Source organism: Croceibacterium xixiisoli (assembly GCF_009827305.1).
Taxonomy (GTDB): Bacteria; Pseudomonadota; Alphaproteobacteria; order Sphingomonadales; family Sphingomonadaceae; genus Croceibacterium_C; species Croceibacterium_C xixiisoli.
Genome location: NZ_WTYJ01000001.1, coordinates 278885 through 303339 on the forward strand (window position 1 = coordinate 278885; position 24455 = coordinate 303339).

20 protein-coding genes are annotated in these 24455 nt (G+C 64.3%); 13 read left to right on the forward strand and 7 right to left on the reverse strand.

Going from position 1 to position 24455, the window contains the following annotated elements:
- Positions 1-2 precede the first annotated feature (2 nt).
- The 3 genes from gltB to GRI97_RS01355 form a co-directional block, all read right to left on the reverse strand.
- Positions 3-4646: a glutamate synthase large subunit gene (gene gltB, locus GRI97_RS01345; RefSeq protein ID WP_161389351.1), complete on the reverse strand. Its 4644-nt coding sequence runs from the start codon at positions 4644-4646 to the stop codon at positions 3-5.
- Positions 4647-4833: 187 nt separating this feature from the next.
- A complete protein-coding gene (locus tag GRI97_RS01350; protein ID WP_161389352.1) occupies positions 4834-6486 on the reverse strand; it encodes a hypothetical protein in 1653 nt (550 codons plus the stop codon).
- Between the two features lie 43 nt (positions 6487-6529).
- On the reverse strand, positions 6530-7762 hold the full coding sequence (locus GRI97_RS01355) for a TIGR04063 family PEP-CTERM/XrtA system glycosyltransferase (RefSeq protein WP_161390754.1): 1233 nt from the start codon (positions 7760-7762) through the stop codon (positions 6530-6532).
- An 88-nt stretch (positions 7763-7850) separates the two neighbouring features.
- On the opposite strand from GRI97_RS01355, the gene GRI97_RS01360 reads away from it, so the two are divergent.
- The 3 genes from GRI97_RS01360 to GRI97_RS01370 are packed head-to-tail and all read left to right on the forward strand — an operon-like array spanning position 7851 to position 10089.
- The gene (locus GRI97_RS01360; RefSeq protein ID WP_161389353.1) at positions 7851-8042 is read left to right on the forward strand and encodes a hypothetical protein; all 192 of its coding nucleotides are present in this window, start codon (positions 7851-7853) and stop codon (positions 8040-8042) included.
- Positions 8035-9408: a putative O-glycosylation ligase, exosortase A system-associated gene (locus GRI97_RS01365; protein WP_161389354.1), complete on the forward strand. Its 1374-nt coding sequence runs from the start codon at positions 8035-8037 to the stop codon at positions 9406-9408. The genes GRI97_RS01360 and GRI97_RS01365 overlap by 8 nt, the downstream gene beginning before the upstream one ends.
- A gap of 51 nt (positions 9409-9459) precedes the next feature.
- On the forward strand, positions 9460-10089 hold the full coding sequence (locus GRI97_RS01370; RefSeq protein ID WP_161389355.1) for a DUF4126 domain-containing protein: 630 nt from the start codon (positions 9460-9462) through the stop codon (positions 10087-10089).
- A gap of 58 nt (positions 10090-10147) precedes the next feature.
- Here GRI97_RS01370 and GRI97_RS01375 read toward each other — a convergent pair whose 3' ends face one another.
- On the reverse strand, positions 10148-11386 hold the full coding sequence (locus tag GRI97_RS01375; protein WP_161389356.1) for a polyhydroxyalkanoate depolymerase: 1239 nt from the start codon (positions 11384-11386) through the stop codon (positions 10148-10150).
- Between the two features lie 149 nt (positions 11387-11535).
- Here GRI97_RS01375 and GRI97_RS01380 point away from each other — a divergent pair, with 149 nt between their 5' ends.
- From GRI97_RS01380 to GRI97_RS01405, 6 genes are all read left to right on the forward strand, one after another.
- On the forward strand, positions 11536-13323 hold the full coding sequence (locus tag GRI97_RS01380; RefSeq protein WP_161389357.1) for an ABC transporter transmembrane domain-containing protein: 1788 nt from the start codon (positions 11536-11538) through the stop codon (positions 13321-13323).
- A gap of 8 nt (positions 13324-13331) precedes the next feature.
- Positions 13332-14324: a ribosome small subunit-dependent GTPase A gene (rsgA, locus tag GRI97_RS01385; RefSeq protein WP_161389358.1), complete on the forward strand. Its 993-nt coding sequence runs from the start codon at positions 13332-13334 to the stop codon at positions 14322-14324.
- A 37-nt stretch (positions 14325-14361) separates the two neighbouring features.
- Positions 14362-14715 carry a DUF2322 family protein gene (locus GRI97_RS01390; RefSeq protein ID WP_161389359.1) on the forward strand — a complete coding sequence of 118 codons (354 nt, stop codon included), beginning with the start codon at positions 14362-14364 and terminating at the stop codon, positions 14713-14715.
- A gap of 341 nt (positions 14716-15056) precedes the next feature.
- Positions 15057-17198, forward strand: coding sequence for a M13 family metallopeptidase (locus tag GRI97_RS01395; protein WP_161389360.1), 2142 nt, complete (start codon positions 15057-15059; stop codon positions 17196-17198).
- Positions 17199-17382: 184 nt separating this feature from the next.
- Positions 17383-17730 (forward strand): GlsB/YeaQ/YmgE family stress response membrane protein, encoded by a 348-nt coding sequence (locus GRI97_RS01400; protein ID WP_202392544.1) that lies wholly within the window; start codon positions 17383-17385, stop codon positions 17728-17730.
- Complete coding sequence (locus GRI97_RS01405; protein WP_161389361.1) at positions 17727-18017, forward strand: hypothetical protein; 291 nt, start codon at positions 17727-17729, stop codon at positions 18015-18017. The genes GRI97_RS01400 and GRI97_RS01405 overlap by 4 nt, the downstream gene beginning before the upstream one ends.
- Positions 18018-18090: 73 nt before the next feature.
- Here GRI97_RS01405 and phhA read toward each other — a convergent pair whose 3' ends face one another.
- The 3 genes from phhA to GRI97_RS01420 all read right to left on the reverse strand — a co-directional run bounded on the left by phhA (position 18091) and on the right by GRI97_RS01420 (position 19731).
- Entirely contained in the window at positions 18091-19029 is a 939-nt protein-coding gene (gene phhA, locus GRI97_RS01410; protein WP_161389362.1) for a phenylalanine 4-monooxygenase, read from the reverse strand.
- A gap of 61 nt (positions 19030-19090) precedes the next feature.
- A complete protein-coding gene (locus GRI97_RS01415) occupies positions 19091-19405 on the reverse strand; it encodes a hypothetical protein (RefSeq protein WP_235917569.1) in 315 nt (104 codons plus the stop codon).
- Positions 19402-19731, reverse strand: a complete 330-nt coding sequence (locus GRI97_RS01420; protein WP_161389363.1) for a hypothetical protein — start codon at positions 19729-19731, stop codon at positions 19402-19404. Before GRI97_RS01420 ends, GRI97_RS01415 begins: the two co-directional genes overlap by 4 nt.
- A 167-nt stretch (positions 19732-19898) precedes the next feature.
- Between GRI97_RS01420 and recQ the strand changes: the two genes are divergently transcribed.
- From recQ to GRI97_RS01440, 4 genes are all read left to right on the forward strand, one after another.
- Positions 19899-21680, forward strand: coding sequence for a DNA helicase RecQ (gene recQ, locus GRI97_RS01425; protein WP_161389364.1), 1782 nt, complete (start codon positions 19899-19901; stop codon positions 21678-21680).
- 423 nt (positions 21681-22103) lie between these two features.
- Positions 22104-23003 (forward strand): SPFH domain-containing protein, encoded by a 900-nt coding sequence (locus tag GRI97_RS01430; protein ID WP_161389365.1) that lies wholly within the window; start codon positions 22104-22106, stop codon positions 23001-23003.
- A 32-nt stretch (positions 23004-23035) separates the two neighbouring features.
- The gene (locus GRI97_RS01435; RefSeq protein WP_161389366.1) at positions 23036-23248 is read left to right on the forward strand and encodes a toxin-antitoxin system HicB family antitoxin; all 213 of its coding nucleotides are present in this window, start codon (positions 23036-23038) and stop codon (positions 23246-23248) included.
- A 35-nt stretch (positions 23249-23283) separates the two neighbouring features.
- Positions 23284-24267 (forward strand): right-handed parallel beta-helix repeat-containing protein, encoded by a 984-nt coding sequence (locus GRI97_RS01440; protein WP_161389367.1) that lies wholly within the window; start codon positions 23284-23286, stop codon positions 24265-24267.
- Positions 24268-24455: the final 188 nt, after the last annotated feature.

Consider the following 24455-nt stretch of genomic DNA (forward strand, 5'->3'; position numbering starts at 1 on the left):
CCTTACTCGGCTGCAACCGAAGCGGCGATTTCGCGCTCTGCTTCGAGCTGGCGCAGGGCCAGCGCATAATCCTTCGGCATGACCTTGACGAACTTGGTCAGCGCATTGTCCCAATCGGCCAGCAGGGCGGTGGCGCGGGCCGATCCGGTGTGCAGCTTGTGCCGTTCCACCAGAATGCGCAGGCGCTGCGCATCATGGCGCAACATGTCGCCCATGCCGTAATCGCCCACATGGCTCGCCCGCTGCTGCGGGTAACCCTGACCTTCATCGTCGCTGGCCGTGCCATCCATGGCCAGCAGATCGACCTGGGCCGGGTTGCAACGGTTACGGAACTGTCCGTCCTCGTCATAGACATAGGCAATGCCGCCCGACATGCCGGCCGCGAAATTGCGCCCGGTCTTGCCCAATACGCAGACAACGCCGCCGGTCATATATTCGCAGCCATGGTCACCCGTGCCTTCGACCACCGCAATGGCGCCCGAATTGCGGACGGCGAAACGTTCGCCGGCCACACCGTTGAAGAAGGCTTCGCCCGCGATCGCGCCATAGAGCACGGTGTTGCCGACGATGATGTTTTCGGTCGGATCGCGCGGTGCCTCGGCCGGCGGCCGCACGATGATGCGCCCGCCCGACAGGCCCTTGCCGACATAGTCATTGGCATCGCCGACCAGGTCCACGGTTACCCCATGGGCCAGCCAGGCAGCGAAGCTCTGGCCGGCAACGCCGGTGAAGTTAATCCGCAGCTGATCCGCCTTGAGCCCGGCATGGCCGTGCTTGCGGGCGATTTCACCCGACAGCATGGTGCCGGCGGTGCGGTTGACGTTGCGGATCTGGCGGTCGATCACCACCACTTCGCCATCGTCGATGGCCGGCCGTGCGGCGGCAATCAGATCATTGTCCAGCGCGGCATCCAGCCCGTGATCCTGCACGCCGGTCTGGCGCAGGCCCGTACCTTCTGCCGGGGTCACCTGATACAGCAGGCGCGACAGATCCACGCCTTCGGCCTTCCAGTGGTTGACCGCGCGGCGCGTATCGATCCGGTCGACGCGACCGACCATTTCCTCGACCGTGCGGAAACCCATCTCGGCCATGATCTGGCGCAGTTCTTCCGCAACGAAGAAGAAGTAATTGATCACATGTTCGGGCTGACCGACGAAGCGCTTGCGCAGCAGCGGGTTCTGCGTCGCCACGCCCACCGGGCAGGTGTTGAGATGGCACTTGCGCATCATGATACAGCCGGCCGCGATCAGCGGGGCGGTGGCAAAACCGAATTCCTCTGCTCCCAGCAATGCGCCGATGGCGACATCGCGGCCGGTGCGCAGGCCGCCGTCGACCTGCACCGCAATGCGGCTGCGCAGGTCGTTCAGCAGTAGGGTCTGCTGGGTTTCGGCCAGGCCGATTTCCCACGGACTGCCGGCATGGGTCAGGCTGGTCAGCGGCGATGCACCGGTGCCGCCTTCATAGCCGGAAATGGTCACATGGTCGGCACGCGCCTTGGAAACGCCGGCAGCGACCGTGCCCACGCCCACTTCGGACACCAGCTTCACGGAAATGCGCGCGACCGGGTTCACGTTCTTCAGATCGTGGATCAGCTGCGCCAGATCCTCGATCGAATAGATATCGTGGTGCGGCGGCGGGGAGATCAGGCCGACGCCCGGGGTCGAATGGCGGGTGGCGCCGATGGTCTTGTCCACCTTGTCACCGGGCAGCTGGCCACCTTCGCCGGGCTTCGCGCCCTGTGCCATCTTGATCTGGATGTCGTCGGAATTGACCAGATATTCGGTGGTCACGCCGAACCGGCCCGACGCGACCTGCTTGATCGCCGAACGCATGGAATCGCCATCGTCCATCGGCAGGAAGCGCTTGGGATCTTCGCCGCCTTCACCAGTGTTGGACTTGCCGCCGATGCGGTTCATCGCCAGGGCCAACGTGGTGTGCGCTTCCCAGCTGATCGAGCCATAGCTCATCGCGCCGGTGACGAAGCGCTTCACGATTTCGGCCGCAGGTTCGACTTCGGAAATGTCGATCACCTTGTCGGCCTTCTTCAGTTCCATCAAGCCACGGATCGTCAGCAGGCGTTCCGACTGTTCGTTGATCGAACGGGCGAATTCCTCGTAGCTGGCGAAATTGTTGCCACGCACCGCGTGCTGCAGGCTCGCCACGCTGGCCGGAGTCCAGGCGTGATCTTCACCGCGCAGGCGGTACTGATACATCCCGCCGACATCCAGCATGTTGCGATAGATCGGGTTGTCACCATAGGCGGCGGCGTGGCGGCGAACCGCCTCTTCCCCGACTTCACGCAGGCCGATGCCTTCGATCGTGGTTGCCGTGCCGGTGAAATAGGCAGCGATGAAATCGCTCGACAGGCCGATCGCGTCGAAGATCTGCGCCCCGCAATAGGACTGGTAGGTCGAAATGCCCATCTTGGACATGACCTTCATGATCCCCTTGCCGATCGCCTTGACGTAGTTCTTCTGCACATCCTTCGCCGAAAGGTGCGGCAGCTTCTTCTGACGGATGTCCTCCAGCGTTTCGAACGCCAGATAAGGGTTGATGGCTTCGGCGCCATAGCCGGCCAGCACGCAGAAATGGTGCACTTCGCGCGCTTCGCCGGTTTCCACGACCAGCCCGGTCTGCATGCGCAAACCCTGGCGGACCAGGTGATGGTGCACGGCAGCGGTTGCCAGCACGGCTGGCATGTCGATCCGCTCGGCGCTCTGGGCCCGATCGGACAGGATCAGGATGTTCTTGTCCTGCAGCACGGCCTCGGTGGCGGCCCAGCACATTTCCTTGATCGCCATTTCCAGCCCGTCGACGCCGGTCGATGCGTCCCAGGTCATGTCGATCGTGGCGGTGCGGAATGCGCCGTCGAGCGATTCCTCGACCGAGCGGATCTTGGCCAGATCCTCATTGGTCAGGATCGGCTGCGACACTTCCAGCCGCTTGTGCACGCCGGCATCATGACCCAGCAGATTGGGGCGAGGACCGATCATGGACAGCAGGCTCATCACCAGCTCTTCGCGGATCGGGTCGATCGGCGGATTGGTGACCTGGGCGAAGTTCTGCTTGAAGTAATCGAACAGCAGGCGGCTCTTGTCCGACAGCACGGCAATCGGCGTGTCGGTGCCCATCGAACCCAGCGGATCATCGCCATTGGCGGCCATCGGTTCCAGGAACTTGGTGATGTCTTCCTGGGTGTAGCCGAAACCCTGCTGGCGGATCAGCAGCGATTCCTCGTCAGTGACGATCTCTTCGCGGTCGCTGTCGATCGCTTCGAGATCTTCCAGCTTGTACTGTGCCTTGGCCAGCCAATTTTCATAGGGTTCGGCATTGGCCAATTCGGCCTTCAGCTCTTCGTCCTCGACGATGCGGCCCTGTTCCAGATCGATCAGCAGCATGCGGCCCGGCTGCAGGCGCCATTTGCGGATGATGTCCTCGTCCTTGAACGGCAGCACGCCGCTTTCCGAAGACAGACAGATCAGATCGTCCTTGGTGACGCAGAAACGCGCCGGGCGCAGGCCGTTGCGGTCCAGCGTCGCGGCGATCTGGCGGCCATCGGTGAACGCCACGGCGGCGGGGCCGTCCCATGGTTCCATCAGCGCGGCGTGATACTCGTAAAACGCCTTGCGGGCCGGATCGATCAGCGGATCGCGCGACCATGCTTCCGGGATCAGCATCATCATGGCGTGGGCCAGCGAATATCCGCCCAGCAGCAGCAGCTCCAAAGCATTGTCGAGGCAGGCCGTGTCGGACTGGCCATGCGGCACGATTGGCCATAACTTGTCCAGATCGGCGCCCAGCAGCGGCGATTCCATCGTGCGGCGGCGGGCGTTCATCCAGTTGACGTTGCCGCGCACGGTGTTGATTTCACCATTGTGCGCGATCAGCCGGAACGGCTGCGCCAGACGCCAGCTGGGGAAGGTGTTGGTCGAAAAGCGCTGGTGCACCAGACCGATGGCCGAAACGCAATCCGCATCGCGCAGATCGTCGTAGAAGCTGCCGACCTGGGTGGCCAGCAGCAGACCCTTGTACACCACCGTCCGGCTGGAGAAGCTGGGCATGTAGAGTTCGGTCAGCGACGGCATGCCGTGCTTTTCGGCTAGCGCTTCCAGCGGGTTCTGCGTCTGCTTGCGGATCACGATCAGCTTGCGTTCGAACGCGTCCTGATCGGGGCAATTGTCGCCACGCGCGATGAAGCACTGGCGGATCACCGGCATGGAGGCGAGCACCGCCTTGCCCAGACCTTCCTGGCAGGTCGGCACATCGCGCCAGCCGATCAGCGTCTGGCCTTCCTTGGCGATGAACTTTTCAAACTGTTCGGTGATGAAATCACGCGCGGCGCTATCCTGTGGCAGGAAGCACATGGCCACGGCATAATCGCCCGGCTGCGGCAGGGTCAGCCCCGCACCATCCGCCCATTTGCGGTACAGCGGATCGGGGATCTGCATCAGAATACCGGCGCCGTCACCGAGCAGCGGATCAGAACCGACCGCGCCACGGTGATCAAGATTGGCCAGAATTTCCAGAGCCTGGGTTACGATCGCGTGGGTTTTGACGCCTTTAATATGGGCAAGAAAGCCTACACCGCAGGAATCGTGTTCGTTACGCGAATCATAAAGCCCTTGTGCTTCCGGGTATCCGTTCAATGTCGTCTTCCTGTCTCCGCCCCACCAAAAATCGCACCTCGCGACCGGTCTAGCACGGCAACGAAGCGCGACTCATCACTCTGGAAGGGCATTCAAAAATGTCGCGAGGGTCCCCCATGGCGACAGGAAGCTGTTTTTGCAAGATCGCGCTGCGCCATAGCCCGTCAAAAGGACTGCAGCGTGACACTCATGCAGCACCGCTCAAACGGCGCAGGGTTTCCAGCGCGCCGCGCAGGGCATTTTCGGATTCCGCGCTGTGTTCGCGCGGATTGCCGGGATTGGCAGAACGCGGCGGATCGAACAGGCGGCCGGTGTGGGTGGGGACAGCCTGATCATCATCACCGCTGGTCGGGGCGCGGAACGACTGGCGCGAATTTTCGCTGTCATTGCCGAATGGGCTGCCGAAATCGTCGTCATCGGTGTCCGGCTGTTTGGCGCGGACGAATTCCTGCAGCCGTGCGGTGAAGGCATTTCCTGAATTGAGAAGCGATCCGAGACGGCCTTCGCCCTGGCTGTCTTCTGCAGCACGACCACCCGGTGCCGGCTCGGCACTGTTCATGGCGTTCTTGAGAAATGGCAGGCTGAACGATTCGACGAAGGCCTGCGCGTCATCCTCATCATCGTCATGATCATGGGCGGCAAAGCTGCGGAAATAGCTGGGCGGCTCCGCCTGGCGCAGCGCGCTATCGTATTCATCCGCTTCGGCAAAATCGGTCAGGTCGAACGGGCGTTCCCCCGCATCGGCCACGGAACCGCCCAGCGCCTGTTCGGGCCCGTCGGAAAATTCGCGCGGCAGATCGCTCGGGAAGGACAGGGGCTGGGCTGGTGCGGGGCTGGCCGGCTTGGGCGAACCACCGAAATAGGCGGCCATGGCCTGCGCAGCCTCTTCGGCGGCAGCGGCTTCGACGTCGTCGACCAGGGCAGAGGTACCGGCGAGCGAAATCGGCGGAATGGCGGTGGCAACTGCGGCGCTCGCCGTGCGTCCGGCCAGTTCACGCCGGCGCGCGATCGATGCAGCAAGGCGGTCGACCAGTTGCCTGGTTGCCATATCGTTCAGCGAAGACGGGGTGCTTTCCTCGGAATCGCGTGCGGTCATTGAAACATCCTCTTGCCAGGCGGTCTCTGCCGGCATGGTATTGCCATCAAACTCAGGAGAATCGCGCAACTCTGCGACGACATCAGCCTGTGGCGCGACGTCCGGCGCATTGGCGAAGGGCGGCATCGACATGTCGTGCTGATCGTTCATCATACGGTTTGTATCGTCACCGGCGGGAACATCGTCCGCCAGACCCAGCCCGAACCCGATCCGGTCGTCATGCATATGGCTGTCCGGGCCGGCTTCACCGGGGAGCGGCACGGCGTCGAAGAACTGCGATCGGGGCGCGGCATCCTGCATGGCCAGCGGCCGCTTCCGCCCGGTCGATCCATCGCCGTCGAATCCGTCCTCGCCCAGTTCTTCATGGGCGCTGATTGGCTTGCGCCCGGTGTCAGAGGGGCGCAGCCGTGCCAGCATGGCGGGATCGGTGCTGTTTGAGACAATCCGCCGGGCGATGGCAAATCCGCCTGCTGCCCCAGCCAGGGCGGCGATGATGGCGATCACCCCACGCGTCGTGAAATCGATGGGAGGGGCAAGCGGCGAGAAGACACTGGCAATGCCTGTCGCCTCGAACACGGAAACATAGAGCGCAGCGGGCAGGATCAGGCTGCCCAGGCCCAGCAGCACGCCGAACCAGATAGCTACGACAAGCGGGAAGGCCGGGTGTCTGGTGACCGTTTGCTTCGTGACAGGCGACTTTGTCGATGCTGTCATCTTGGTGATGAGCTTGTCGATGACGGTCATTCCTACCCCTGTATCTGCTCCGCAAGGCCCAACCGGGTGCCGCTCAGGCGGCAGCCGCAGGCAGGCGACGGTTTCCATCCTGTTTTGACAGGACTTGGTAAACGTCCTGATAACGCCGGACGTTCCGGGCCCAATCGTGGTTCTGCGCCACATGTTTACGGGCTGTATCACGGATGGACGCCCATTCGCCACGCCTTGCCAGCAGTCCCGCGAGCGCGTCTGCGCAGTCTTCGGGCGAATCGGCGGTAAACAAGGTTCCGGTTACGCCATCGGTGATCAGTTCGCGGTGCCCGCCCACATCCGATGCTGCAACCAGCCGACCCTGGGCCATGGCCTCCAGTGGCTTCAAAGGCGTGACCAGATCGGTCAGGCGGCTGGCCTTGCGGGGATAAGCCATGATGTCGCACAGCGAATAATAGCGCTCCACTTCAGCATGTGGGACGCGCCCGACAAAGCGAATCGCATCAGCCGCCGGCGATGCCTTGGCCTGCGCAGCCAGTGCGGCCTCCATCGGGCCGCCGCCGACCATCAGCAGACGCGCCCCGGGCTGTTTTCGCAACAGGCTGGGCATGGCGGCGATCAGATCGTCCAGCCCTTCGTAATCATAGAAGCTGCCGATGAAGCCGATGACCGGTCCGTCACCCAAGCCCAGTTCGGCCGCCAGCGCCGCGTCGCGGGCGAGCGGATCACCGAACAGCGTCAGATCGACGCCATTGGGCATTATGCCGATCTTGCCCGGCGGCACACCGCGGTCGATCAGATCGTCGCGCAGCCCGCTGCAGATCGTCATCACCGCATCGGCACCGGCCACCACCCGGTTTTCCAGGCTGCGGGTCAGGCGGTAGCGCAGCGATCCTTCGTGTGTGGTCAGGTTGCCGACGGCGGCATCTTCCCAGAAGGCGCGGATTTCATAGACCAGCGGAATATTCAGCCGGCGGCTGGCGCGCAAGGCGGCCAGGCCGCAGAGCGCGGGCGAATGGGCGTGCAGCACATCCGGGCGCCAGCTGTGCGCGAGCTTGACGATCGCATCGGCCAGCAGCTGGATCTCACGCCATTCGCGCAGGCCCGTGGGCCCATTGGCGGTGCCGCGCGTGCGGTGGAATGTCAGCCCCTCGGCGGTTTCCTGATCCGGGCCGGCGGCCGTGTGGCGCAGCGAGGTGATCCCGCGAATCTCCAGCCCGTCCGCCTCCTGCGCCTTGAGTATCGCGCGGGTACGGAACGCATAGCCGCTGTGCAGCGGGAGCGAATGGTCGAGAACGTGCAGGATCCTGTTCATCATCTGGTGTTTTGCCACAGCAAGCTTAACGCCGCGTCAACCGCGCTCTGCCAATAGGGTACCACCGGCTGCAGGAACGGGCCCCGCCTTGATCGACTATTTCACACTCGCGCTGACACATGGTCTGATGCTGATCGCCATCTGGCGGTTGGCGTTCCGCGCGGATCTGGATGCCGATGACGGGACGGACAGCCCGCGCGCAAAACCATGGATGCGCGGGCGCCCTGCCAGCGCAGGAGAACGCGCTGCCACCGCGCGGGAGCGCACGGACGATGCTTGATCTCGCGCTGCTCGGTTTCATCGGCATCCTGCTGCTGATGGGTTTCAAGCGCCCGTTCTTCTGGGTGCTGACCTATATCTATATCGACATCGTCGTCCCGCAGAAGATCGGCTGGGGCCTGGTGCAGACGTTTCAGCTGTCGATGATCGCCTTTGTCGCGGCGTTCTGCGGCTGGGTGTTTCTCGATTCGAAAAAGGGCAGCCGCTTCACCATGGTGCAGGGGCTGATCGTCGTGCTGCTGCTCTATTGCGGCATGACCACGGTGATGGCCGCCTATCCCGAAGCGGCCTGGGCCAAATGGAACTGGGTGTGGAAGGCGCTGATCTTTGCCGCCTTCCTGCCGCTGACCCTGCGCACACGGTTGCGGATCGAGGCGGCGGCGCTCATCATGGTACTGGCGATCGCGACCATCATCATCAATGGCGGGATCAAGACTGTCGGTGGTGGCGGTGGCTATGGCACGCTGCGGCTGCTGGTGCAGGAAGATTCGGGCCTGTACGAAGGGTCGATCCTGTCGACGGCGGCGATCGCAACCATTCCCGTGGCGCTGTGGCTGGCCCGGCATGGCACGATCTTCAAGCCAGACTGGCGCGTCTGGGGATTTACCGCCGGGCTGGTGTTCGCCTGCCTGCTGATCCCGGTCGGCACTTCGGCCCGCACCGGGCTGATCTGCATCGGGGTGATGCTGATCATGATCATGCGGTCGGTGAAGAACCGCGCGCTCTATGCCGCGGGGGCCGGGCTGGCGCTGATGGTGGCGATTCCCTTCCTGCCGGCCAGCTTCACCGAACGCATGGGCACCATCCAGAACTATCAGGGGGATCAGTCCGCATCGACCCGGGTGGAAGTGTGGAAATGGACCTATCACTACGCCCTCGCCAATCCGCTGGGCGGCGGGTTCGATGCCTATCTGGGCAACAGCTTCACCTACAACACCCGCAAGGTGACCGGCACCCCGCCCAATGTGACCGTCACCTATGAAGAGGTGGTGGAAAATTCGCGCGCCTATCATTCCTCCTATTTCGAAATGCTGGGCGAACAGGGCTGGCCGGGCCTGTTCATCTGGTTGCTGCTGCAGGGCACTGGAGTGTGGCAGATGGAGCGGCTGCGCTGGCGTTTCGCCGCGCGCGAAGGGGGCAAGGAAGGCTGGCAATGGGGCCTGGCCACGGCGCTGCAGCAGGCACAGATCATCTATCTGGTCGGGGCGGCCTTTGTCGGCATCGCGTTCCAGCCTTTCATCTTCATGCTGATCGGCCTGCAATGCGCCTTGTGGAGCTATGTCCAGAGGGTCGAATACGCCCCGCGCAAGGCCAATTTCCATCGCGGGGCGGTCGCAGGTGAAGGGGGTCCGGCCGGCGCCGATTGAGGCGTCCGGCATGGCTCGACTTCGGCTGCGCTGCGCGCAATAAGGCGCGCGATGGGAACGCAGCCGGCACTCAGCATTGTCGAGATCCTCGGGATCGCCACCAGCATCAGCCTGCTGGCCGGCTGGCGGCTTTACTTCGTGGTGCTGGTCACCGGCATTGCCATGCGCACGGGACTGGTGCCCCTGCCCGAACACCTCGCTTCGCTGCAGGTGCTCGGCAATCCCTGGATCATGGCCGTGGCGGCGATCGGGGCGTTCTGCGAATTCTTCACCGACAAGATCGCCTGGATGGACAGTGCGTGGGACGCGGTGCACACGCTGCTGCGCCCGGTGGGCGGGGCGCTGCTGGCCATGGCGGTCATCGATCCGGCCGATCCGACGACCCAGGTGCTGGCCGTGCTGCTGGGCGGTGGCGGCGCGCTGTTGTCGCATACCGGCAAGGCCGGGGTACGGGCGATCGTCAACACCAGCCCCGAACCGATCAGCAATGTCGGGGTGTCCCTGATAGAGGATGGTTTGATCGGCGTGCTGATGGTGCTGGCCTTCACCTTCCCGGTGCTGGCCGCGCTGGTGGCGCTGTTCATGGCCGGACTGGCCATCGCGCTGATTTTCATCGCCCGCCGGGTGGTGCGCCGCCTGATGGGCACCCCCCGTAAACGCCCACCCGATCAACCCATCTGACCGGGTAGGTTGGCTGACCGGCATCGCGCCCTGATGGCGGATGCCGGTGTCACCGCAATCAGGCGGGTTTGGCCGCGCGGCTGTGGGTGCGCATCCAGTCTTCGACAACGGGTGCGATGCGGTTGCGCCATTTGCTGCCGTTGAAGATGCCATAATGGCCGACATCGGCCGCCAGCAGATATTGCTTCTTCGCTTCGGGCAGTTCCGGCGTCAGATCCAGCGCGGCGCGGGTCTGGCCGATGCCGGAAATATCGTCCCGCTCCCCCTCGATCGCCAGCAGCGCGGTGTCGCGGATGGCGCCCAGGTCGATCGGCTTGCCGCGATGGACGAAGACGCCGCGCGGCAGCGAATGTTCCTGGAACACATGCTCGATGGTCTGCAGGTAGAATTCCGCCGTCATGTCGCAGACGGACAGATATTCATCATAGAACTTCTTGGTCGATGCCGCGCCTTCCTGATCGCCCATGGTGAGATGCTTGAACATCTCGTAATGGCTCATCATGTGGCTCTGCAGGTTCATCGAAATGAACCCGGCAAGCTGCAGGAAACCGGGATAGACCTGCCGGCCCGCCCCCGGATTGTTGAACGGCACGGTGGCGATGACATTGTTCTTGAACCACGAAAGCGGCCTGTTCATCGCCACATCGTTGACGCTGGTCGGGCTGGCGCGGGTGTCGATCGGCCCGCCCATCATCGTCAGACTGGCGGGGCGGCACGGATCCTGTTCCGCGCCCATCACGGCGGCGGCGGCAAAGGCCGGCACCGACGGCTGGCACACCGCCAGCACATGGGTATCCTCGCCGATGAACTGCAGAAATTCGATCAGATAATCGATGTAATCGTCCAGATCGAACTGCCCGACGGAGGTGGGCACCATGCGGGCATCAGCCCAGTCGGTGATCCACACCTCCTGATTTTCCACCATCCGTGCCACGGTACCGCGCAGCAGCGTGGCATAGTGTCCGCTCATCGGTGCGACCACGAGCAGCTTGGGCGCATCGGCGGGCAAGCCTTCGCGGCGGAAATGGCGCAGCGCGCCGAATGGCTTGTGCAGCACCACCGTTTCGGTGACGGGCCAGGCCTTGCCGTCCATCTGGGCTTCGGTGATGTTGAATTCCGGCTTGCCGCGATCTTCATAGAGATGGCTGAAAACATTCAGCGCGCTGGCGACCATCGGGCCGAGCCCGAAATAGCCCATCGGCAGGGTCGGGTTCGACAGCAATTGCGCCCCGATCGCGGCCCATTTGCTGGCGCTGCCGAGAAGCGAGCGTTGCATTTCATAGGCTTGGTACAGCACGATGTGTTTCCCTTGTGACTGCTGTGGCCCGCCGTTACCGGCGTGGCGACCTTGCTGGCCGATGTGGTGATTACCATGCTGCAATGCAACAAAACAGTTTCGGTGCCAATCCGCTTCATTCGGCGGCGCTGATCGGCTAACCGCGCGCCATGGCTCGTGCACCCTCAAAACCTCAGGTCGAACCCGCAACCTCGCTGGGGCCGCTGGCAATGATTTTCCGCGCCGCGCGGCGCTACCCCGGAATGGTGGTGCTGGCTGGCTGCGCGCTGGTGGTGACGGCGGCGGCGACGCTGGCGATTCCGGCCGGTTTCCGCCTGATCATCGACCGGGGTTTTGCCGAAGGCAGCAATCCGGAAGAAATCGGCCGCTGGTTCCGCTATCTGCTGCTGATCGTCCTGGTGCTGGCCGCCGGCACAGCCTGCCGGTTCTATTTCGTCAGCATTCTGGGCGAACGGGTGGTGGCCGATATCCGGCAACAAGTGCAGGACAATCTGCTGCGGCTGTCGCCGGGTTTCTTCGAGGAAAACAGCCCAAGCGAGATTTCATCGCGCATGACGGCCGATACCGGCCAGATCGAACAGGTGGTGGGCACGACCATTTCGGTCGCCCTGCGCAATGCGATCATGGCCGTGGGTGGCACCGTCTATCTGCTGTTCCTGGCCCCGCAGTTGACCCTGCTGCTGGTGTTCGCGGTGCCGCTGGTGCTGATCCCGATCGTGCTGTTCGGGCGCAAGCTGCGCAAGCTGTCGCGCGAAAGCCAGGACCGGGTGGCCGAAATCGGCGCCCAAACGACCGAAGTGCTCGGCGCCATGAAAGTGGTCCAGGGTTTCAACCAGGAACCGCGTGAACGTGCGCGCTTCAGCGCCGCTGTCGAACACACATTCGCCACCGCACGCCGGCGCATCACGCTGCGTGCGGTGATGACCGGGGTGGTGATTCTGTTCGTGTTCGGTTCGATCACCGCGCTGATGTGGCGCGGCGCGCTGCAGGTCGCCGAAGGCACGCTGTCGGGCGGCACGATCGCTGCCTTCGTGGTGACCGGGGTGCTGGTGGCCGGGGCGCTGGGTTCGCTGACGGAGGTCTATGGCGATCTGCTGCGCGGCGCCGGTGCCGCCAGCCGACTGGCCGAACTGCTGCATGAAAAGCCGGCGATTGCCGCGCCGGCCCGCCCGCTCGACCTGCCGGTGCCGCCGCGCGGGGCGCTGGCGTTCCAGGGGGTGACCTTCCGTTACCCCACCCGGCCCGAAGCCGCCGCGATCACCGATTTCACCCTGACGATCGAGCCGGGCGAAACCGTGGCCATCGTCGGCCGTTCGGGGGCGGGGAAATCGACCATCTTCCAGCTGGCGGAACGTTTCTATGATCCGCAGGCCGGCACCATTCGCATGGATGGCGTGCCGCTGGTGCAGGCTGACCCTGCTGCCGTGCGCCAGCGCATGGCGCTGGTCCCGCAGGAAGGGATCCTGTTTGCCGCCAATGCGCGGGACAATCTGCGCTATGGCGCGTGGGACGCATCCGAAGAGGAAATCTGGGAGGCTGCACGGGCCGCCAATGCCCATGATTTCCTGCGTGCGCTGCCGCAGGGGCTGGACACGTTCCTGGGCGAAGGCGGGGCGCGGCTTTCGGGCGGGCAGCGGCAACGGCTGGCCATCGCCCGCGCGCTGCTGCGCGATGCACCGATCCTGCTGCTGGATGAGGCGACCAGCGCGCTCGACGCGGAAAGCGAACGGCTGGTGCAGCAGGCGCTGCAAACGCTGATGCAGGGCCGCACCACGCTGGTGATCGCCCATCGCCTGGCCACCGTTCGTGCGGCGGACCGGATCGTGGTGATGGATGCCGGCCGCATCGTCGAACAGGGCCGTCATGCCGATCTGGTGGCGGCCGGCGGCCTCTATGCGCGCCTCGCCTCGCTGCAATTCGACGAGACGCTGATCTAGCGCGCGTCATGGACAACAGGGATCAAACGCTGGCGGAACTCGGCTGGACCCGCTTTTTCAGCGAACAGCTGTCCGCCGAAGAGGCGGAGCACTGCAGCCCCTTTCGTGTGATGGCGGTCCATCGCGGGGCCATCGATGTTGCGGGCGAAAGGGGCACGCTGTCGGTATCACCCTATATTCCCGGCGCCCTGCCGACCGACAACCATCCGACGGTGGGGGATTGGCTGCTGATCGACCGCGCCACCGCGCAGCCGGTGCGGGTGCTGGATCGCATGAACCTGTTCAAGCGGCGCGCGCCTGGCGATCCCCGCCGCGAACAGATGATCGCCGCCAATATCGACACGCTGTTCATTGTTGCTTCCTGCAATCAGGATTTCAGCGTTCCCCGGCTCGAACGCTATCTGGTGCTGGCGCGGGAAGTGGGCGTGCCCCCGGTGGTGGTGCTGACCAAGATCGATCTGACCGACACGCCCGAAGATTTCGCCGCCGCCGCCCGCGCGATCGAACCGGGCCTGCGGGTCGAAACCGTCCATGGCCGCGATCCGGCCAGCGCTGCGGGTCTGGCCGCCTATTGCGGCCTGGGGCAGACCGTTGCGCTGCTGGGCAGTTCGGGCGTGGGCAAATCCACGCTGGTCAACACGCTGCGCGGGTCGGACAGCATCGCCACCCAGGCCATTCGCGCCAGCGATGACACCGGCCGCCACACCACCACCGTGCGCCAGATGCACCGGCTGGATCACGGCGGCTGGCTGCTCGACACCCCCGGCATGCGCGAATTGCAACTGGCAGAGGCGGATACCGGCATTGCCGAGGTGTTCGACGATCTGATCGAGATTGCGCAGGATTGCCGCTTTTCCAATTGCGCCCATGATCGTGAACCCGGCTGCGCCGTGCGCGCCGCCATCGCCGATGGCACGGTCAGCCAGGAACGCTACACCCGCTGGCGCGAACTGACCGCCGAAAACACCGTCACCCCCACCTATCCCAAACGCCGCCGCTGAATTGCCCGGCGCCCGTTTTTTGCCCAGGATTTTACCCATGCTGACCACCATCATCCCCACCGCCGTCTTCAAGGATAATCTCGCCCAATTGCCGGCGATCGATGGCCTGCAGCGCGTCGATCTGGTGGATGGCAGCGGGGCGGTGGTCGCCAGCATTGAAAACCAGCCGGGCAAGCAGGGCTCGCTGGCGGTGTACAGCTATCTCCAGCAGGCCTTCGGCACGCTCGACGCAGCTGCTGCCGATCATGGCCTGGCGATCTTTGCCGAACATACAGCCGACGCCCGCAACCGCCCGGGCGCCCACCCCAATGTCGATCGCTTGCTGGCTGTCGCTGAGGGCGGTGAAACGCTGGGCATCGAAGTGGTGCCGGAAGATGCGTCAATTGCCTGACACAGATGCCAAACGGCTGCGCGCCTTGCAGGATGCCTTGATCACCGGTGAAGCATCGGCCGATGCCCCGCCGTTTCGATTTTGAGGCATTCAAGGCGCGCAAGCGGGCCGAGTGGCAGGGCGGGTAACACACTGAGCGGTCTGCAGCGGGCCTGATCGCCGCGGTCGCCTGGGCTGCCCCAAATCGACCAAGTAACAATTGAAACCGACGAGCGGTCTTGGCACGGCGGTCGGCGGCGCTATTGCTCGCCGATTGACTGACCGGGGTTTGCGCCACGCCTGAGCGCGCCCCGGCCGAAAATGTCCCACGGACTTTCGTGAAGAAGGAAAGGTCGCCCCTCATGATCCGCCCCATCCTCGCTGCCGGTGTTTCCGCTTTGGTGCTGGCGCTGGCCCAGCCCGCGCTGGCCCAGAATGCGCCAGCCGCCGCCCCGGATGCTGCCGCCACCCCGGCCACCCCGACGATGAATTTCGGCACCTGGGGTTTCGATCCCGCCTCGCTCGATGCAGCGGTGAAGCCGGGCGCGGATTTCAACCAGTATGTCAATGGCAAGTGGATCCGCGACAATCCGATCCCGCCCGAATATTCCCGCTTCGGCGCGTTCAACCTGCTGAATGAAAAGTCGGTGGCGGATGTCGAGGCCCTGGTGCAGGAACTGGTCGCGTCCAAGCCTGCTGCCGGCACGCAGCAGCGCCGCATCGTCGATGCCTATCAGTCCTTCCTCGATACCGCAGCGATCGACGCGGCCGGCCTTGCCCCGGCCAAGCCCTATCTGGACCGGATATCCGCTGCACGGGATCTGACCGCCCTGGCAAAGCTGTTTGCCGAACCGGGCATGCCGGGCATGATCGGCGCCGGTGTCACCGTCGATTCCAAGGATCCCAACAGCTATATTGTGTCGATCGGTTTCGATGGCATGGGCCTGCCCGATCGCGATTATTATCTGGAGGACAGCCCGCGGAACCTGGAAATCCGCGCCAAGTACAAGGAATATCTGACCTTCCTGCTGGGCAAGGCCGGCTCCGCCAATCCGCAGGCCGATGCCGAAGCGGTCTATGCTTTTGAGCATGAGGTGGCGAAGCTGGAATGGGATCGCACGCTGCTGCGCAATCCCGAACTGCTGTACAACAAGCTGGACCGTGCCGAAGTGCTGGCGCTCGACAGCGGCTTCCCCATGGCGGAACTGCTGGCGGCGGGCGGCTTTGCCGATGTGACCACCTTCCTGGTACCGCAGTTGCCCCCGTCGGCGGAAAAGGCGCAGGAACTGGGCCTGTCGGCCGAAGACCAGGAAAAACTGGGCGGCGGCGCGCCGGAAATGATGCGGCTGCTTGGGCGTACCGATCTGGCGACGCTGAAGGCCTTCATGGCCGCTCGGTTCCTCAGCAACAATGCGTCGGTGCTGCCGAGCGAAATCGATCAGGCCAATTTCGCCTTCTACGGCACCTTTCTCAATGGTCAGGAAGAACAGCGCCCGCGCTGGAAGCGCGCCATCGCCGCGACCGAGGGGCAATTGGGCGAACAGATCGGCGCGCTCTATGTCGAACGGCATTTCTCCCCCGCCAGCAAGGCGGCGATGGATGAGCTGGTTGCCAATTTGCGCAAGGCACTGGGCGCCAGCCTGCAGGAAAACAGCTGGATGACCCCGGAAACCAAGCGGGAAGCGATGGCCAAGCTGGAATCCTTCATGCCCAAAATCGGTTATCCGGCGGAGTTCGAAACCTATGAGGGGCTGGAAGTGCGCGCGGGCGATCCGCTCGGCAACCGTATCCGCTCCACCGCCTGGAACATTGCCGACAACCGCGCCAAGCTGGGCAAGCCGGTTGATCGCAGCGAATGGTTCATGCTGCCGCAGACGGTGAACGCCTATTACAATCCCGATTTCAACGAAATCGTCTTCCCGGCGGCCATTCTGCAGCCACCGTTCTTCGCAGCGTCAGCCGATCCAGCGGTCAATTACGGCGGCATCGGCGCGGTGATCGGCCATGAAATGGGCCATGGCTTCGACGATCAGGGCGCAAAGAGCGATGCCACCGGCACGCTGCGCAACTGGTGGCAGGAAGAAGATCTCGCCCATTTCAGCAGCCTGGGGGACAGGCTGGCCGCGCAATACAGCAGCTATTGCCCCTATGACGATGGTACCACCTGCGTGAACGGCCGCTTCACCCTGGGCGAAAACATCGGCGATGTCGGCGGGCTCAGCCTTGCCTATCGCGCCTACCGCATGTCGCTCAATGGCCAGGAAGCGCCGGTGATCGACGGGCTGACCGGCGATCAGCGCTTTTTCCTCGCCTGGGCACAGGTGTGGCGTTCCACCCAGCGCGAAGCCGCCGGGCGTCAGCGGCTGCTGACCGATCCGCACAGCCCGGAAGAATTCCGGGTCAATGGTGCGGTCCGCAATCAGGATGCCTGGTACAAGGCATTCAATGTGCAGCCCGGCGATGCGCTCTATCTGGCGCCGGAAGAGCGCGTGCATATCTGGTAAAGTGACACCGCCCGATCGGGTAAGGGACAAGGCGGCGGGGTGGCTTCACTTCGCCGCTTTTTCCTTGCCCGGCGCCGCTGCGCTCATTCCACAGGCGGTTCATTCTCCCACGCGGTGGCCCGCCCCTGCGGAACCATCCGCCCCTGCTGGGATTGTCCCTCTGTTGCAGCCAGAAGGATGCGTCATGGGCCTGGTATTTCTGATCGTTGTGGGGGGCGTCCTTGGATGGCTCGCCGCAATCGTCACGAGATCCGAAAGCCTGGGGGGCATCCTGCGCAACGTGCTTGCCGGCATCGCCGGCGCATGTCTGGCCGGTCTGGTTATCAACCCCCTGGTCGGGGCGGGTAGCCTGCTTGAAGGTGGTTACAGCGTCAGCGCCCTGCTGATTTCCCTGCTGGGGTCCATCCTCCTGCTCGTGCTGGTCAATCTCTGGCGCGGGGGTGTGCCCAACATGGTGCGCCCGCCGCATAGAACGAACGAGGCAGACTATCGGAAGAGGTCTGACGTTACAGCACAAGGGGAAGGTCAATGAAGAAGCTTATCACAATCGCATCGGCATCGCTGCTCGGCCTGGGTCTGGCCGCTTGCGACAGCCCGGCAGAAAACGCCGTGGAAGACCAGGCAGACGCAATGGAAGAAAATGCAGAGGCCCAGGCTGACGCGATGCAGGATGCCGGCCAGATCACCGAAGCGCAGGCTGATGCCATGGAAGATGAGGCCGAAGCCAATGCAGACGCCATGAAGAACAATGTCGATGCCGTCGACCCTGCCGGCCCGGCGTCGGCCACTCCGGCAACGACTCCGACGACCACGCCGTAATCGGGCGGTTCCGTCAGGAACAGACAATGGGCCGGGTTGCCGCAAGGCGTCCCGGCCCTTCTCTTTTGCGCGTTCAGGTCGGCCTTGCCCCGGATGGTCGCCCGCCGCGCAGATGATATTCCTGCGTACCGCGGTGCAGCACATCATCCACATCGATCAATGCGGCATTGGCATAGGTAAAGCCGGGCGCCAGGCTGCGATAGAGCCGGTCGAAATCCCGTTCCACCGTCTGGTGATAAAGATCGGCGAAGCTGTCGATCACGAAATAGGTCGGCTGCAGATCGGAGATGACATAATCCGTACGCATCACACGATCGACATTGAGCATGATGCGGTTGGGTGACTGGCCATCAAGCGCAAACACCGCTTCCTGCGGGCCGGACAGGATGCCGGCGCCGTAGATGCGCAGCCCCTCTGCCTCTTGAATCAGGCCAAATTCCACCGTGTACCAATAGAGTGCGCCGAGCGCCTTGAGCCGGTTGTACCGCATGGCTTTCCACCCGGCCCGGCCATATTCCTGCATGTAATCGGCAAACACCGGATCGGTCAGCATCGGGACATGGCCGAACACATCGTGAAACACATCGGGTTCTTCGATGTAATCGAAGCTGGCGCGGGTGCGGATGAAATTGCCGGCCGGGAAGCGGCGGTTGGCCAGATGCCAGAAGAACACATGATCGGGGATCAGCATGGGCACTGGCACCACGCTCCACCCGGTCAGCGCGCCGAGTTCGGCGGAGAGGCGGGCAAATTCCGGCACGCCGCCGCGATCCAGCCGCAGCTTCTCCAGCCCGGTCATGAAGGCGGAACAGGCCCGGCCGGGCAGGATATCCGTCTGCCGGGCGTAAAGAGCATCCCAGATGGCGTGATCGTCGGGCGAATATTGCCGCTGGGCAGCCTCCACCCAATCTTCCGCCAGATGGGCGGGGCGGCGGAGCGGCGCGGTGAAGACCCCCTCCGAAACCTGGGGCAGGATGCCGAAATTCTCGGTCAGGGCGATGGGCGTGGCCATGGTTTCAGGCGAAACAATACCACGGCGCCTGCCCCGGATCAAACCGGGCGCTCTGCCGGCGTCAGTTCGGACTGGGTGCGGGCGCGAGTGGCTCGGTCGCTGCCGTGTCGCCGGGCGCCGGCGCCGTTCCATCGGCGGCGGGTGCTTCCAGCGTCTCTTCGGGCAGGCGCTGCGAATCGAGCATGGCGGCGGCTTCATCCAGCGCGCGGGCTTCGCCTACGGTCACTCCGCCCGGGCCTGGATCGGCATCATTGCTGCAGCCTGCCAGCAACAGGGGCAGCATGGCGACCGCCAGCAGCTTTGCGGCCAGCTGGGGTGTGGCGGGTTGGCGCGATGCACAACCCGCCACGGAAAAATGGCGAAACGCCTGGATCAACGGGCAGCTTCGGCAGCGCGCGTGGCCGATTCTGCGGCTGCGGCGGCCGCTTCGGCGTCGGCAGCGGCTGCAACGGCAGCGTCAGCGGCCACTTCGGTCGAATCCTCAGACGTCGTGTCTTCGGTCGGGGCAGCCGATGCGGCGGTCGCGGCATTGGCGACGGCGTCTGCGTCCGAGACCGGTGCGGGCGTGCCGGCCATGGCTTCGTCTGCGGGCATTTCGACATTGTCGGCCATTGCTTCCGACGAAGCATCGGTGGTGTCGCCGCAGGCTGCCAGGGTCAGGGCGGCCGATGCGGCCAGGGCGGTGAAGGCGAGCTTCTTCATGGTGGGCGAATTCCTCTAGAGGCGCTGCTGCGCCGGTTGAATGCAGCGTCGGCCCGGGGCCGCATCTGCTGCGCGCGGGAGGTTAGCCGACCCTGCCGCGCAGGGGAATTGCAAAACCGTGCTGTCTTCGGTTCACCCGGCGGCCGTGATCTGCCACAGACCGGTCGATGGATGAACTGCTGACCGATAACGCCGCGCCGCGTGCCGCTCTGCGCCGCATTTTCGGTTTCGATGCCTTTCGCGGGGTACAGGAACAGGTCGTCACGCGCGTGCTGGGTGGGCAGTCCACGCTGGCGGTGATGCCCACCGGGGCGGGCAAATCGCTGACCTATCAATTGCCGGCCGTCATGCTGCCGGGCACCTGCGTGGTGGTGTCCCCCTTGATCGCGTTGATGCATGATCAGCTGCGTGCGGCCCGCGCCAATGGCATTCGCGCGGCCACGCTGACCAGCGCGGACGCCGACTGGCGCGAAACCATGGACCGCTATCGCGCGGGCGAGCTGGATCTGCTCTACATCGCCCCGGAACGCGCCAGCCAGCCGCAGTTCCGCGATCTGCTGCAGCAATCGCCGGTGGCCTTGTTTGCTGTCGATGAAGCGCATTGCGTGTCCGAATGGGGGCATGATTTCCGCCCTGATTACCGCCAGCTGCGCCCGCTGCTCGATTCCTTCCCCGATGTGCCGCGCCTGGCGCTGACCGCCACGGCCGATGCGCATACCCGCGCCGATATTCTGACCCAGCTGGGCATCGGCGATGACGGGCTGATCGTTGCCGGGTTCGACCGGCCCAACATCCAGTACAATATTCTCCACCGGGACAATGGCCTGCGTCAGCTGACGCAATTGCTGACCAAGCATGCCGGGCCGGGGATCATCTATGCCTCCACCCGGCGCAAGGTGGAGGAATTGTCCGAACGGCTGGCGGCGGTCACCCGGCGCGAAGTGCGCCCCTATCACGCCGGGCTTTCATCAGAGGATCGGGCTGCCAATCAGGCGGCCTTCGTTGCCAGTGAAAACATGGTGATGGTGGCGACGATCGCCTTCGGCATGGGCATCGACAAGCCCGACGTGCGGTTTGTGGCCCATGCCGGCGTGCCCAAATCGATCGAGGCCTATTATCAGGAAACCGGCCGCGCCGGGCGCGATGGCGATCCGGCGGTGGCGGTGATGCTGTGGTCCGCCGGCGATTTCGCCTTTGCGCGGCAGCGGCTGGGCGAGCTGGAGGAGCGGCGCCAGCCGGGCGAGAGGGCGCGACTGGATGCGCTGGCCGGGCTGGTGGAAACACCCGCCTGCCGCCGGGCGCAGCTGCTGCGCCATTTTGGCGAGAACCCGCCCGAAACCTGCGGCAATTGCGACAATTGCCTGGATCCGCCGCGCGTGATCGAGGTGACGGAACTGGCCCGCAAGCTGCTGTCTGCCGCCTATCGCACCGGGCAGAGTTTCGGTTTCGGCCATTTGCAGAAAGTGTTGACCGGCGCCGATGACGAACGCGTGCGGCAGCGCGGGCATGACCAGCTGAGCGTGTTCGGCATTGTCGAGGCGGAAGAGGCGCGCCTGCTGCAGCCGCTGGCGCGGGCGCTGCAGGCGCGCGGATGCCTGGTGACGACCGAGCATGGCGGGCTGGCCCTGGGGGCGGATGCGCGCGCGATCCTGAAGGGGGAAATGCCGGTGGTGATTGCCCGGCCGCCTGGCGGGGGCAAATCGCGCGGCCGCGATCGCGGGGCCAATCCGGACGGCGATCCGCTGTTTGAAGCGTTGCGCGCATTGCGGCGCGATCTGGCGGCAGAGGCGGATGTGCCACCCTATGTGGTGTTTCATGATGCAACGCTGCGCGAAATGGCATCGCGCAAACCGCGCGATCTGGATGAAATGGGCACCATCAGCGGCATCGGCGTGCGCAAGCTGGAAGCCTATGGTGAGGCGTTTCTCGAGGTGATCGCCCGCCACTGAGCGGCCCCCATGAATGGGGCGGCCACCACAACCGGTGCAGCCGACGGGAAGGGGGTGCAGACCCGCCGGCTGCGCCCGCCACAGGGGCGGGCAGGCATCATGCGCCGAAACGCACATGCCCATCTTGCCTGGGCCATCGGCCCGGATCGTTGTTTCAAAACCCGCTCTGAAAAATCGTTCATCGGAGCTGCCGTGCCGCGCCTGGGGCAGAGGGACTGGGGGGTACTGGACCCGGCGCAGCATCGGCATCTCCGATACGGTCCGGCTCTGCAGTGTGGGCCTGAGGGGGGAGGCTGACACCGCGATGCGAGCCCGGCCCGCACCCGCAAGATGGGTGCCCGCACCCCCATTACAAGGCCCGTTGCGCGGAATCATTTTTCGATATAATAATGATATCATATTTATATCAGGAGGAGGATCGCGATGTCTGACGGCAGAACCGCCATGACCCCCAGCCAGGAACGGCCGGCACACAGCTTCAATGGTTATCTGGCGCTGCTGCTGGGGCTGGCCATGGTGGTGTTCGTGGTGTGGCGCATCATCAGCTTCAATCTTTACGGGCCCAGCGCGATAGGTGGGGTGATGGTGGTGCTGGCTGCAGTGGTGGCTCTGCTGATCATGCCGGGGTTCTTCATGATCCAGCCCAACACATCGGCCGTGATCACGCTGTTTGGTGCCTATCGCGGAACAGACCGGACGGCCGGGCTGCGCTGGGTGTGGCCGTGGATGATCCGGCGCAAGGTTTCTGTCCGGGCGCACAATCTCCATTCGGAAAAGGTGAAGATCAACGATCTGCGCGGCAATCCGATTGAAATGGCATGCAATGTCGTCTGGCGCGTGCGCGACACGGCGCAGGCGGTGTTCGATGTGGATGATTACAAGGAATTCGTGAACATCCAGATCGATGCCGGCCTGCGCACGGTCGGTTCGCGTCACCCCTATGACGATATCGAGGAAGGGGAGGTGACGCTGCGTTCCAATGGTGAACAGATCAATCATGAACTGCGCGTCGAACTCAACGATCGGCTGGCCGCGGCCGGCATCCATGTGGACGAAGCGGGGCTGACCCATCTGGCCTATGCCCCGGAAATCGCCGGCGCGATGCTGCGCCGGCAGCAGGCAGAGGCGGTGATCGCCGCCCGGGCCAAGCTGGTGATGGGGGCGGTCAGCATGGTCGACATGGCGCTGGCCAAGCTGTCGCAGGATCAGATCGTCGAACTGGACGATGAACGCCGCGCGGCCATGGTCAGCAATCTGATGGTGGTGTTATGCGGAGAGCGGGAGGTGAACCCCGTGGTCAATGCCGGCACGCTATACCAGTGAACTGCGCAGCCGATAGCGATTGCGCCTGACCCATGCCGCAATCCGACAAGAAGGCTTTTGCCCTGCGGCTCGACCCCGCGCTGCACGCGGCGATCGAGCGGCTGGCGGCGCAGGATCTGCGATCGGTCAATGCAGAGATCGAAGTGCTGCTGCGCGAAGCCCTGGCCCGGCGGGGGATAACGCTGGCGGCCGCCCGCGGTGCCCGGCGTGGCCGGCCGCCGGGCGGAGGCGGGGAACAGGCTTAGCGGCTCGTTAACCCCGGCCGCCTATAGCGGGCCTCATGCATGATTCTGCCTCGCATCTGCCGGCCCGCCGTTTCACGCTCCTGTCCGGGGCGATTGCCGCCCTGGCGGTGGCGGTTATTCCGGCAGGCGGCGTGCTGGCGCAGGATCGGGCACGCCCCTTCACCGTGATCGAGACCGGGCGCAGCTTCGACCGGTTGCAGCAGGCGGTGGATGCCATCGGAAACGGCCAGGGCACGATCGCGATCGCACCGGGCCGTTACAACCAGTGTGCGGTGCAGGAAGCAGGGGAAATCGCCTATCTCGCGACCGAGCCGGGCGCGGCGGTGTTCGACAGCACGATCTGCGAAGGCAAGGCGGCGCTGGTGCTGCGCGGGCGCAATGCCGATGTGGCCGGGCTGGTGTTCCAGAACATGCATGTGCCCGAATACAATGGCGCCGGCATCCGGCTGGAACGCGGCAATCTGACCGTGGCGCAGAGCTGGTTTCGTGACAGCCAGCAGGGCATCCTGACCGCCGCCGACAGCAATGGCCAGATCGTGGTCGATCGGTCCACCTTCACCCGGCTGGGCACCTGCGAGGGATCGGGCGGCTGTGCCCATTCGATCTACACCGGCGATTACGGCCATCTGCGCGTGACCCGCAGCCGGTTTGAAGAGGGGCAGGGCGGCCATTATGTGAAGAGCCGTGCGGCCCGGGTGGATATCGCCAGTTCCAGTTTCGACGATGCGCGCGGGGCGCAGACCAATTACATGATCGACTTGCCCGGCGGCGCCGTGGGTCAGATCAGCAACAACCGTTTCGTCCAGGGGCAGAGCAAGGAAAACTTCTCCGCCTTCATCGCCGTCGCGGCGGAAGGGCGCGCCCACCCCAGCACCGGGTTGGCGATCGTGTCGAACGATGCGCGGCTGGCCCCCGGGGTGAACCGCGAAACGGCCTTCGTGGCCGATTGGTCGGGCGATCAGCTGGCGTTGGGCAGCAATGATCTGGGCCCGGGCCTGCGCACATTCGAGCGCCGCTGATCGGGTGCAAGCGGCCGGAGGTCGGCCCGCTTAAACAAGCCGAACAATTTCCTGCAGAGTGACAGGCAGCCGGCAAAACGGACTGAGTGCCTCCGTTATTAACCTCAAAGTTAATTGATAATATTTGTAAAATTTCAAATATTGCAGCGCGTGGTACTGGCTGGTTACAGCTTGTTAAGTACCCCTTC